The organism is Salegentibacter sp. 24, assembly GCF_004362395.1.
GTDB lineage: Bacteria > Bacteroidota > Bacteroidia > Flavobacteriales > Flavobacteriaceae > Salegentibacter.
Map to the genome: position 1 here is coordinate 78,546 of NZ_SNWE01000002.1, position 11,304 is coordinate 89,849.

At 35.6% G+C, this 11,304-nt stretch carries 12 protein-coding genes; 3 read left to right on the plus strand and 9 right to left on the minus strand.

The window, feature by feature from the left end; all coding sequences use genetic code 11:
• Window positions 1-10 precede the first annotated feature (10 nt).
• Window positions 11-811, minus strand: a complete 801-nt coding sequence (locus tag DET49_RS01690; protein WP_133546427.1) for an NAD(P)H-binding protein — start codon at window positions 809-811, stop codon at window positions 11-13.
• 111 nt (window positions 812-922) lie between these two features.
• Window positions 923-3,238 (minus strand): M28 family peptidase, encoded by a 2,316-nt coding sequence (locus DET49_RS01695; RefSeq protein ID WP_133546428.1) that lies wholly within the window; start codon window positions 3,236-3,238, stop codon window positions 923-925.
• A 135-nt stretch (window positions 3,239-3,373) separates the two neighbouring features.
• On the opposite strand from DET49_RS01695, the gene DET49_RS01700 reads away from it, so the two are divergent.
• A complete protein-coding gene (locus DET49_RS01700; protein WP_133546429.1) occupies window positions 3,374-3,844 on the plus strand; it encodes a CBS domain-containing protein in 471 nt (156 codons plus the stop codon).
• Here the strand turns inward: DET49_RS01700 and DET49_RS01705 are convergent.
• The 5 genes from DET49_RS01705 to DET49_RS01725 all read right to left on the minus strand — a co-directional run bounded on the left by DET49_RS01705 (window position 3,841) and on the right by DET49_RS01725 (window position 6,506).
• Window positions 3,841-4,188 carry a DUF2116 family Zn-ribbon domain-containing protein gene (locus tag DET49_RS01705; RefSeq protein WP_133546430.1) on the minus strand — a complete coding sequence of 116 codons (348 nt, stop codon included), beginning with the start codon at window positions 4,186-4,188 and terminating at the stop codon, window positions 3,841-3,843. The genes DET49_RS01700 and DET49_RS01705 overlap by 4 nt on opposite strands.
• Window positions 4,189-4,266: 78 nt before the next feature.
• Entirely contained in the window at window positions 4,267-4,695 is a 429-nt protein-coding gene (locus DET49_RS01710; RefSeq protein WP_133546431.1) for a DUF4174 domain-containing protein, read from the minus strand.
• Window positions 4,696-4,717: 22 nt separating this feature from the next.
• Complete coding sequence (locus DET49_RS01715) at window positions 4,718-5,335, minus strand: DEAD/DEAH box helicase (protein WP_133546432.1); 618 nt, start codon at window positions 5,333-5,335, stop codon at window positions 4,718-4,720.
• A 142-nt stretch (window positions 5,336-5,477) separates the two neighbouring features.
• A complete protein-coding gene (locus DET49_RS01720; protein ID WP_133546433.1) occupies window positions 5,478-5,843 on the minus strand; it encodes a cupin domain-containing protein in 366 nt (121 codons plus the stop codon).
• Window positions 5,844-5,864: 21 nt separating this feature from the next.
• On the minus strand, window positions 5,865-6,506 hold the full coding sequence (locus tag DET49_RS01725) for a hypothetical protein (protein ID WP_133546434.1): 642 nt from the start codon (window positions 6,504-6,506) through the stop codon (window positions 5,865-5,867).
• 354 nt (window positions 6,507-6,860) lie between these two features.
• Here DET49_RS01725 and DET49_RS01730 point away from each other — a divergent pair, with 354 nt between their 5' ends.
• On the plus strand, window positions 6,861-7,196 hold the full coding sequence (locus DET49_RS01730) for a single-stranded DNA-binding protein (RefSeq protein WP_133546435.1): 336 nt from the start codon (window positions 6,861-6,863) through the stop codon (window positions 7,194-7,196).
• On the opposite strand, the gene DET49_RS01735 is transcribed toward DET49_RS01730, so the two are convergent.
• Both DET49_RS01735 and metG read right to left on the minus strand, forming a co-directional pair.
• A complete protein-coding gene (locus DET49_RS01735) occupies window positions 7,187-8,089 on the minus strand; it encodes a histone deacetylase (RefSeq protein WP_133546436.1) in 903 nt (300 codons plus the stop codon). The two genes, DET49_RS01730 and DET49_RS01735, sit on opposite strands and share 10 nt — an antisense overlap.
• 71 nt (window positions 8,090-8,160) lie before the next feature.
• Window positions 8,161-10,248: a methionine--tRNA ligase gene (metG, locus tag DET49_RS01740; RefSeq protein ID WP_133546437.1), complete on the minus strand. Its 2,088-nt coding sequence runs from the start codon at window positions 10,246-10,248 to the stop codon at window positions 8,161-8,163.
• A gap of 166 nt (window positions 10,249-10,414) precedes the next feature.
• Between metG and DET49_RS01745 the strand changes: the two genes are divergently transcribed.
• Window positions 10,415-10,984 carry a hypothetical protein gene (locus tag DET49_RS01745; RefSeq protein WP_133546438.1) on the plus strand — a complete coding sequence of 190 codons (570 nt, stop codon included), beginning with the start codon at window positions 10,415-10,417 and terminating at the stop codon, window positions 10,982-10,984.
• Window positions 10,985-11,304: the final 320 nt, after the last annotated feature.

Below are 11,304 nucleotides of genomic sequence, written 5' to 3' on the forward strand. Positions count from 1 at the left end.
AACTGCTGATTTAAATAGCTTCTTCAAATTCATACTCCAAAAACTTTTTAATATTCACGGAACTTATTTTTTTTCCCCTGGAAACTTCGGTTTGATTAAATTTAGGCAAGTTTAAGTTCATTCTTTTGGCGACCTTGTGGTAATAACCTTCCTTGGTCGGATGATAAGGGTTAACTGCATTAAAGATTTTATTCCAGGCTTCTTTCTTTATGATCTCATATATAATTCCGATACAATCCTTTTGCTGAATTAAATTGACCGGAGCTTTAGGATCTCTTATTCCGGTTTTATTGGCAAGATATTTAACAGGGTGTCGTCCTGGGCCAATTAATCCCCCAAACCTGACCACAGAAGTTTGAAAACGATCATTTTTCAACAAAAGACTTTCTGAAGCAATTAGTTGCTTGGCTGCTTCTGAAGTACCGTTCGCTTTGTCTTCTTCAGTATATTCTGGAAAATATTTTTTGTCCTTATAAATGGAAGTAGAACTTACAAAAATCACTTTTTTAATTCCAGATTTTTCAATGTAATCTTTAATCCGACCTATTTTACCCACGAAATCGGCATTAGGATCTTTGCGCAATCCAGGAGGAATATCGATAATAAGAATTTCAGAATTTGCGAGAAAAGAGGTTAGATCCCCTTGGACTCCTTCAGTGAAAATTTTAATTTGATAAGGTGTAATACCGATATTACGCAACTCTTGCATTTTTTCCTGGCTTGTAACCGAGCCTTTTATTGCATGTTCTTTCTGCAATATCTTTGCCAATGGAAAACCGAGCCAGCCGGTTCCTAAAATAGATATGTTCATAAGCCCTCGAACCTCTATAAGGTGTTTTTAATGATTTTAAATAGCCCTCTTCAATACAATTTCAATTTAGGGAAATTTCAAATAAGTTTTTCCAAAGCTACGAAACCATAGTTATTCGGGGCTTATGGTTTTCTTAAATATTACAGCGTCATTAAGTACAAAAGGACGGGGTATTATCCTCTTCGGTCGTGACGGCACGTTTAGAGCTTTATTTTCCAATAGATCATAGCTGGATTCGTAGAGGATGAACTCTGGTTTTATAGTGTTTTTTAAACGGAATTTAAGTCGCAGTGTATCCCTGCCCGAAGCATGGTAAGTCAATATGCGCTCTTGCCATCTTCGCGTATGGATATGAAAATCGTCACTACCAAGACTAACCGAATCAGCCTGGAGTCCATTTACTTTAAATGATTCAAAATCTATTGTTCTTTCAGCAAATAGTTCTATGCGATCGGCTTTTCGGTTGGAATATATTTTTAATAAATAAGAATCTGTATTTCTACTAGAGTCGATTTTCTCCCAAATAATGTCAGGTGTATTAAGCTTAATTTTAGGAGCATTCTCGCGCCAGGTAAATCCGGAGCCATATTTACTGCTAAAAGTTTTGTTGTCTGAAGGTGCAATTAGCGGTTTTTCTCCAAAATACATTTTAGTCCATTCGTCTACTAAATTGTCATAAGAATACCAGTTTGCATTATTCTCATCGGCATCAAAAAGATAAACCAATGAATTGGGTTTGGGATATTTTTCAGTAAAATCAGCTTTAAAATGCGCGGTAATTAGGAGAATATTGAAAATTAAAAAACAGAAGACCGCAATTTTTTTATTGCTTTTGTAATATGCAAAAACCGGTAGTAACAATTGAAATAATAGAACTGTAAGTAATGCCGAAACAAATAAAATATTTAAGCCTAAGGCCACCGGAAACATTTTAATAAATGGAACGAGGATAAAAATTGCTGGGAATCCTAAAAATGCCATCAGTAAGGAATTTGGTGAACTCTGACGAATCATTATAAAAAATTGTAACAAGGCGAAATATGCTGGAATAATTAAGTATGCTGCACCTTTTAAAAAGAAGGCGAACAGGGTGCAAAGCAATATCCAAAAAATTAGAGGAAGAACAAATAGGTTGGCTTTGTCTTCAATATGTCTGAACCGGTAATAGGTGAAAAAAGAGATCAATAAGCTAAGTGAGGTAAAAGCTGCGATATAATAGTAGCCATTATAGGTAAAACCGTGCTCCATTTCTGAATATTCCGGATAGCTGTACAAAAGAATTTTCCACAAAACAAAAACGGATAAGGCGGAAAAAGATAAACTCACTACAAATGGTATAATGCTTTTTAAAATTGGTTTTAACTGAAGCTTATTTTTGGAAAATCCGTAACCAAGGAGTATAAAACAAAGAATGAAAGCAATAATAAGCATCGGGAAAATCCATGAAAAAGGATAACTGATAATCTGTCCTCCTGGAATATTAAAAAACACAACTTCTGCTTTTGTTTGAACTTCGCCTAATTTGGAATCTTTAAAGTAATTCAGAAGTGGCATTAAATAACTACCCTGATGGGCTAAAGTTTCTTTGTCCAAATTTTTGGGGGTATCAAGGGCGGTATGATAATCAAAATGATCGTCAATAAATGCGAAATTATAGCCAGGAATCTTTCCCTCTTCTCGTAAAACTGTGAGATCTGTATCGTTTGGGAGCATTTTATAAATGCTGTAAACCAAGGAATTAGTTACTGGGAATTCGGGGTCTGCTTTTTTAAAAGCTTTAATAAGACCAGCGTTTCCTGCATTGGTTTCCAAAAACATAAAAGAGTTTCCATCGCTGCCACGAGCTTCAAAATTAAGGGCAAGTTTAGCATCTTGTGCCCATGGGTGGTCTTTTATAAAAAGTTCAGCACCGCTTAAACCGAGTTCCTCGGCATCAGTAAAAAGAATGATAATGTCATTCTTGTGTGACTTGTTTTGGCTTAAGAAAGCGCGAATCCCTTCTAAAATAGTTCCTACGCCACTGCCTGCATCACTTGCTCCAGGTGAAGAATGTGGATCACTGTCGTAATGCGTCATAATTACCAAAGCTTCCCCACTTCCGGTGCCTTCCAGTCGCGCTAAAATGTTTTGGGGCCTTACCAGGGTCCCCCTTTTATTTAAAATATAATCTTCATGGGTCTGCGGTTGTAAACCCATTTTCTGGAGTTCTCCAACTATATAATTTCTAACACGGCTATGGGCTTCCGTGCCTACATAATGTGGTTTTTTTGCTATTCTTTTAACGTGATTGAAGGCTCGTTGGGTTGCAAAAGTGGTTTCGGGTGCATTTTCCTTCTCAATATGTTTTGGTTGACTACTATAAAAGCTGAACCAAACTGCAATAGCAATAAAAACAAAAGAAAATAGGCGAGGTATATTATTCAGCATAATTAAAAAAACAGATTGTTTTTAGCGGAATTAAAGATACTTAAGATTTTATGGAATATGTGACCTTCACAAGCGAGTTTAAGAATAATTAAATTTTCACTATATTTAAGTAATTAGTAATCAAAAAATTAAGGTATGGGTATTAAAAGTTTTCAGGGAAAAAGGGCGGCACCAGAGAAGCCGAAAAGTGCCCCAATGTTGGTAAGGGATTATATGAGTACTTCGCTAATTACTTTTAGGGAGCACGAAAATATTTTAGACGTGGCCGAGAAGCTCACCAAACATAAAATTTCTGGGGGCTGTGTTGTAGATGAAAATAATAAATTACTCGGTCTTATTTCTGAAGGGGATTGTATGAAACAAATTTCAGACAGTCGTTATTATAATATGCCTTTGGATGACGCTACTGTTGGGAAACGAATGACCTGTAATGTAGATACTATAGATGGCAATATGAATGTGATGGATGCCGCAAAACTCTTTATTGAAAAGCGTTTTAGAAGATTTCCAATTGTAGAAGATGGGAAACTTATAGGCCAAATTAGTCAAAGTGATGTTTTGCGAGCCGCAGTTCGATTAAAAAGCAATAACTGGCATATAAGCTAGTTCCTTTTTACCAATGCGTATATTCCATTATCCAAAGGAAGATAACCCTGATCGTAAAGAAAATAATAAACTTTGCCGTTTTTAGTAGTATAAATGCTGGTGAAATATTCAAAATTAAACCCTCGGGCGAGTAATTTAGTTTTGCTAATCGTGGTTTTTTCGTTTGGGTTGAATTCTTCTAAAATCCGATAGTTTTTTCGTAACAGGTTGTTTATATTTCTAACCAGGTTTTTCCGGTCTTTGTTACGACTATTGTGATAAGCATTTCGGCAATAATCGCTGCAGAATTTTTTATCTACACGTCCAAAGATTTTCTCACCACATTCTAGACAGAATTTTTGCATTTTTGCTTATTTTCACAATAAATATATATAAAAAGCTGAATAAATACTGATTTTCAAGTTTAAATGAATTTGTATAATCTATCTATTTTTAAGCATTTCCGATTGCCGGATCGGCATACTGTCTATAGTATTAAAAAGTTTTTCTGCAGAAATAACTTCGGTTTGAACTAGTTTTTCGTTTCCATCTAAACCAATCAAAATCACCAGAAAAATATTTTCTTCAGCATTATACTTCTTATAAAATAAAGCTGAATTATTCCAGTTTTTCTGCGCAAAACCTATATTGTATTTACCGGGTAAAATTCGGTAAATAATCAGCTGTCGATCATTTATTCCTCCCTGATGCTTTTTGAGTTCGCTTAGTTGTTGTTGATATTTTTTGTTATTTTCATCTTCAGTTACAATCAAAATCAAACGGTCTTTCCACTGGTGTTTAGTGAGATCTTGTCCGTTTACACTCAGAACGCATAAGAGAATTACTAAAAATAGATTTGTAGATTTTTGCATTATGTAAATTACAAAAAATCTCCTAAACTTTTATTCTTAGCACTTCGGCACGAGCCATAAATGAATCTTTTAAGCGTTCAATTTTAGAATTTATGGTTGAGGCAAAAACAAGGTACTGGCATTTGCTAATATGCTGCGGAATTCTGATAAGATCGTTATAATCGCTATTTTTGGTGAGAAATTCGGCATCTTCTACAGCTATGATTTTTAACTGACTTACATTAATTCCGGTAATTTTAAAAAGTTTAAATAGTTTTTTTGGAGTTGCAATTACGATATCAACACCATTGTAAATTTCATTTTTCTGTTTTTCTATATCTGGAGCATCAAAAGCGCTAAAGATTCTCAAATTCATATACTTTGTGAATTTCCTGAATTCTTCTTCCAAAGCCAGCGCGGCTTCTTTATGCTCTACAAAAATAAGCGCACGTGGCGCATCTTCAAAAGCAACACTTTCCAATTTTTGTATTGTACTGATAACTAAAGAAGTGGTTTTTCCTGAACCTTCAGGAGCTACTATAAAAAGATCTCTTCCGCTACTAATTTTTGGTAAAATTTGTTTTTGAAAAGGAAGTGGAGTTTGAATTTCCAGTCTTTCCAAAGCTTCTATAAGCGCAGTATTCAGTTTTTTAAAGGACATACAATTAATTTTTGAGCTATGATGTTTTCAATCTCTGATTAAGAGATGAAAAGCTTCTGAAGTATGTAAAGATAACTTTCCTTGAACTTAAAGTCCAATAAACATTCTTGCATTTTTAAAATTTAATGGATATAGTGGTTAATCAAATCCAATCCGGAATTTCAACACTACGCTGATCCTTTATATTACCCGTATGTTTGGTAGTAGTTGGCTCAAAAAACAAAACCCAGGCTTCTTCCTTGGCTACGGGATTGTGTTCAACACCTTTGGGGACAATATACATTTCACCCTCCCTAAGGTTTATTGTTTTATCTCGAAATTGAATCTGTAAATCTCCTTTGATAATCAGAAACATTTCATCTTCATCCTTGTGATCATGCCATAAAAACTCACCTTTTAATTTTGCTAATTTAACCTGCTGGCCATTAAGTTCCCCTATGATTTTAGGTGTCCAATATTCATTAAAAAGCTTGAATTTATCTTGTAGGTTTACTTTTTCTGGATTCATAGTTTCTGAAGTAATTGTGGTTTATAATTTGCCTTTAATAAGTTGTGTTAGTTTAGTTTCAATAGGGAAACCTTTGATTCCTTCTCTATTCTTCAAATAAGCAGCAATATCAAAATCGCTCATTGAATACGTTTCCTTAAGGCCTTCAATAATAATTTTCAAATAAAATTCGTGGGGCGGATTTATTTCATCTCTTAAATAATTTTCGTTTGTAAATGTAAAAATAGGGTGGTCTTGTTCCTCGCCCAGACAAATGATTTTTCCGTACCAGGAATTATTTTTCATTTCCAGACTACGGTTTTTAATTACTTTTTGAAGATCTATATCAAACTTACCGGTGAATTTTATTTCCTGTTGTACCAGATCAATAAATTGCTGCTCTGTGATGAGATACATCCTACCCAGGGTTTGTGAATTTTTGTTGAAATTAGATTTTATAAATGCGGCACCACCGCCACTCCAGGTTTTTGAAGACTTAGCAAAATATAGTTCCGCATCAATAGTAATTCCTTTTGAATTTTCGGGTAGGGTTTTGTTCCTGCAACCAGGATAAAAACGTTTGGCATTTGTCGGGCGCCCACCTCCAATATAACATCTAAAGCGGTCTTTAAGTAAATTAGAGCCATAGCAGGCATACCAAACCTTGGATTCTTCTTGTTGCATTTTTTTGCCACAAGTAATGATTTCTTATCGAAAATAGCAATAACCTAAGGCTTTGATTTGAAAGGTGGGGTGAGCTATGTGTATTTAAAATAGAAAATTTTAAGGAATTATAAGTAACTAACCGTGAATCAAAATAATTAATCAACTGAATAGAACTTCTCAGAATTAAACCTCTTAGTATTGGAAAAAAACCTCTCTTTTTAGAAATGAATTATTAGCATATATATTTCCAAACGTTTACAAACGCCTTTAAACGTAAACAAATAATTACCAACCGATTGCGACTAAATTTCCGTGCTATGTTTGTCCTGTTGAAATGAACTAATGATTTTCAATTTTTAAAATTAATATGTTATGAGCACTATTAGAAACAAAGTACAATTAGTTGGGAATGTTGGTAGGGAGCCAGAAATTGTGAACCTGGAATCCGGTAAGAAACTGGCTAAATTCTCAGTAGCTACCAACGAAAACTTCAAAAATGGTAACGGTGAGCGTGTAACCGATACCCAATGGCATAATATCGTGGCATGGGGGAAAACAGCAGAGCTGGTGGAGAAATATGTAAACAAAGGCAAGGAAGTCGGAGTGGAAGGCAAGCTTACTAGCAGAAGCTGGGAGGATCAGGATGGTACTAAACGTTATATCACCGAAGTAGTTTGCAGCGAACTGCTGCTTTTAGGTCAAAAATAGATCTCACGCGCTAGTCGGTAAGTGTTGGCATGAGCTTCAAGAATTATCTTTATTTCTTTTGAATACCCGCCACCCATACTGCATTGGACCGGAATGTTTAGATTGTGACAGGTTTGCAATACAAACCTGTCTCTTTCTTTACTCCCGTTTAATGTACAGGAAAGTCGACCTAGTTTATCAGTTTCTAAAATATCAACCCCGCTTAAGTAGAAGATAAAATCAGGTTTTTGCTTCTTGATTAAATCTGGTAAAGTATCTTTTAATATATTGAGATACTCCTGGTCGCCACTGCCATCTGGAATTTCAATATCCAGATCTGATTCTTCTTTTTTAAATGGATAATTTCCTTTCCCATGCATAGAAAAAGTAAAAACGGAAGGATCATTCCGAAAAATTTCAGCTGTACCGTTTCCTTGGTGTACGTCCAGGTCTACAATTAGAATTTTGCTCGCCAATCTTTCCTGTTGGAGATATCTAGCAGCAATGGCCTGGTCATTAAGTAAACAAAATGCTTCTGCGTGATCTGTAAAGGCATGGTGCGTTCCTCCTGCAATATTAAATGCGATGCCATGTTGCAAGGAATAATGAACGGCTTTCATCGTGCCGTCGGCAATTATCATTTCCCTGTTTACAAGTGCTTGCGAAAGTGGAAATCCACTTCTTCGAATTTCTTTGTTACTTAATTTTAAATCTTGTAAACGTTCAAAATAATCGGTTTGGTGAACATTTAGAATATATTTTGGATCAGGAAATTCAGGCTCAAAAAAATTTTCTTCCCTGCAAGTACCTTCGTGAATCAATTGCCTCGGCAGCAATTCATATTTTTCCATTGGAAAACGATGTCCTTCGGGTAAGGGATGGCAGTAAATAGGATGATAGGCGATTTTCAGCATATTAAAATGAACCTTCCAATTTTAAAAACCCACTGAGGTATTTACTATCATAAGGTCAGTAAAATCAAGAACTAATTTATAGTAGTTCCGGGCTCCACACCGTCTTCATCAGGATTTACAAAAATCAGTTTTCCAGCTGAATTTTCTGTCATTAAGATCATACCTTCACTTTCTACGCCTCTAAGTTTTCTTGGTGCTAAATTTGCTAAAACCGTTACTTTTTTTCCAATGATTTCCTCTGCTTTATAATGTTCCGCAATCCCCGAAACTATGGTTCTTTTATTTAAACCAGTATCCACTTTAATTACCATCAATTTTTTTGTTTTTGGCATTTTGTAAGCTTCAATTATCGTTCCTATACGTATATCCATTTTTGTGAAATCTTCAAAAGTGGCGATGTCTTTTTGAGGCTCTAATTTATTACTACTGGCAGCGTTTGCTGATTTTGTAGCCTCTAGTTTATCTAATTGTTCTTGCATCTGTGAGTCTTCTATTTTACTGAAAAGTAATTCTGCTTTTTTGATCTGGTGACCGGCAGGGAGTAAAGAATCACGAGTTGCAATCTTATCCCATTGTGAGAATTCTTGACCAGAAAGTTTACTTTCAACATCTGTAAAATTCAGCATTTGTTGAAGTTTTCTTGACGAAAATGGTAAAAAAGGTTCACTTAAAGTTGCTAAACCTGATGCAATTTGTAAAGCCACATACATCACAGTCTTTACCCGTTCTTTATCGGTTTTAATAAGTTTCCATGGCTCTTCATCGGCTAAATATTTGTTACCTAAACGAGCCAAATTCATTAATTCACCCTGGGCTTCGCGAAAACGATACTTTTCAATAGAACTTGCTATTACAGCTGGATATGCTTTTAGTTCGGCAATTGTTTGTTCATCAATTTTGGAATAATTGTTTGGTTTTGGAACGATTCCCGAGTAATATTTATTGGTCAATACCATTACACGGTTTATAAAATTCCCGAAAATAGCCACCAATTCGTTATTATTTCTTGCCTGAAAATCTTTCCAGGTAAAGTCATTGTCTTTTGCTTCAGGCGCATTGGCAGTTAAAACATAGCGCAACACATCCTGCTGATTTGGAAATTCTTCCAGATATTCATGCAACCATACTGCCCAGTTTTTGGAAGTAGATAATTTTTTCCCTTCTAGATTTAGAAATTCGTTTGCGGGAACATTTTCAGGTAATATGAAGTCGCCGTGCGCCTTAAGCATAACCGGAAAAATAATACAGTGGAAAACAATGTTATCTTTTCCTATAAAGTGTATGAGTTTGGTGTCTTTATCTTTCCAGTAAGGTTCCCAATCTTTGTTTTCTCGTTCTGCCCATTCTTTAGTAGAAGAAATGTAACCAATGGGTGCATCAAACCACACGTAAAGCACTTTGCCCTCACCGCCTTCTACAGGTACAGGGATCCCCCAGTCTAAATCCCGTGTGACTGCGCGTGCTCGCAGACCATCGTTTAACCATGACTTAACCTGCCCATGTACATTGCTTTTCCAATCATGAGCATGACCTTTTACAATCCAATTATCAAGCCATTCCTGGTATTGGTCTAAAGGTAAAAACCAATGTCTGGTTTCTTTTAAAGTCGGTGTTTCTCCAGTAATGGCAGATTTTGGATTAATTAAATCCGTGGCGTTTAGAGATGTTCCGCAGCTTTCACACTGGTCGCCATAAGCTTCCTGGTTTCCACATTTTGGGCAGGTACCAATTACAAATCTATCAGCCAGGAATTGCCCCGCATTTTCATCATAAAGTTGCTTAGTGGTTTCTTCAATAAACTTTCCGTCTTTAAACATTTTTTTAAAAAATGCCGAAGCTGTATCGTGATGAACCTTGGCCGTAGTTCTCGAATAATTATCAAAAGAAATTCCAAAATTTTCAAAAGATTGCCTGATAATGCCGTCGTATTTATCCACAATATCTTGAGGAGTAACGCCTTCTTTTTTCGCTTTTATAGTAATTGGTACTCCGTGCTCATCACTTCCACACACAAAAGCAACATCGTTGCCCTGCATTCGCAAATAGCGGGCATAAATATCGGCTGGAACATAAACACCGGCAAGATGACCGATATGTATAGGCCCGTTGGTATACGGTAATGCTGCTGTAATGGTATATCGCTGTGGAGTATTGCTCATATTTTGTATAAGTTTTATGAAGGCGCAAAGGTAAGCAACTCCTTAAAAATACGCGTTAAATTCTTGTAAAACACAGGGCAGCTGCAGCAAATGTTTCTAATTTTATCTTTTAAAATCAGTTTTGTAGTTATTAATGCTAAAAGCTTCAAAACCAAAAACCAAAGCAATGAAAAAAATAAGCTTAATAATTATTGTACTAATTGTGGCGTCCTGCGGAAGTACTAATAGAAAAACATCTGAAGATAAATTTGTAATTGAAAGTCTCACAGATTATGATGCTGATGAATTAAACGAGAACTATCCGGATGCAAATATTTATGAAGATGTCGGAATGTTCGAAGAAGGAACTGTAGAACGGGCATATTCGGTAATGTATCCAGATACCCCGGATGAATTGCATATTACCTGGAAAACAGAGGAACGAGAAGAAATTTTTGATATTCGATTTTCGGAAAATGGTAAATGGGAATCTGAGAAAGGAATAAAAATTGGAACTACTTTCCAAGCATTAAACAAACTTAATGAAAAGGAGATATCGTTTTATGGATTCGGCTGGGATTATGGAGGCGCTGTGATGTGGAATGATGGAAAGTTGGAAACCTCTAACCTAAGAGTATTTCTTGCCCCAGAAAGGAAGGTTGCGGATAAGTTTTACCGAGATTCAGTTATAGAGGGAAGTGAGGAAGAGATTGATAACTTGAATTTAAAAGTATCCAGTATTATGCTCATGAATTAGTTGTTTTTAATGGAATTCCCCTAGTTATATCATCCGAAATACTTCCTGAATTTACATAAGGTTCAGTATAAAACTTTTGGTGAATTAGATGAACGCCTCGCTGTAGAACACCTTTTTAAAAAGGCTTATGAAATTCTGGATTAAAATTATGTCTATAACAAGCGGATATAGAGATTTTGGCCTAATGCATAAACCTTTGGGGGTAGTAAAGACAAACTAAGAAGCACAACTGATTTTGGGGACCGGAAAAGTTCTGGTGAGCCTAAACAAATTCAGCGGCTTTATCTGCCGCTGAATTTTTATGATTAACAATTAGAACT

Bases quoted from the DNA above. Each gene is read 5' to 3' on its own strand.
- DET49_RS01715 (WP_133546432.1), bottom strand. From the start codon at position 5,335: ATGTCCTTTAAAAAACTGAATACTGCGCTTATAGAAGCTTTGGAAAGA.
- DET49_RS01700 (WP_133546429.1), top strand. From the start codon at position 3,374: ATGGGTATTAAAAGTTTTCAGGGAAAAAGGGCGGCACCAGAGAAGCCG.
- DET49_RS01735 (WP_133546436.1), bottom strand. From the start codon at position 8,089: ATGCTGAAAATCGCCTATCATCCTATTTACTGCCATCCCTTACCCGAA.
- DET49_RS01695 (WP_133546428.1), bottom strand. From the start codon at position 3,238: ATGCTGAATAATATACCTCGCCTATTTTCTTTTGTTTTTATTGCTATT.
- DET49_RS01745 (WP_133546438.1), top strand. From the start codon at position 10,415: ATGAAAAAAATAAGCTTAATAATTATTGTACTAATTGTGGCGTCCTGC.
- DET49_RS01710 (WP_133546431.1), bottom strand. From the start codon at position 4,695: ATGCAAAAATCTACAAATCTATTTTTAGTAATTCTCTTATGCGTTCTG.
- DET49_RS01705 (WP_133546430.1), bottom strand. From the start codon at position 4,188: ATGCAAAAATTCTGTCTAGAATGTGGTGAGAAAATCTTTGGACGTGTA.
- DET49_RS01725 (WP_133546434.1), bottom strand. From the start codon at position 6,506: ATGCAACAAGAAGAATCCAAGGTTTGGTATGCCTGCTATGGCTCTAAT.
- DET49_RS01690 (WP_133546427.1), bottom strand. From the start codon at position 811: ATGAACATATCTATTTTAGGAACCGGCTGGCTCGGTTTTCCATTGGCA.
- metG (WP_133546437.1), bottom strand. From the start codon at position 10,248: ATGAGCAATACTCCACAGCGATATACCATTACAGCAGCATTACCGTAT.
- DET49_RS01730 (WP_133546435.1), top strand. From the start codon at position 6,861: ATGAGCACTATTAGAAACAAAGTACAATTAGTTGGGAATGTTGGTAGG.
- DET49_RS01720 (WP_133546433.1), bottom strand. From the start codon at position 5,843: ATGAATCCAGAAAAAGTAAACCTACAAGATAAATTCAAGCTTTTTAAT.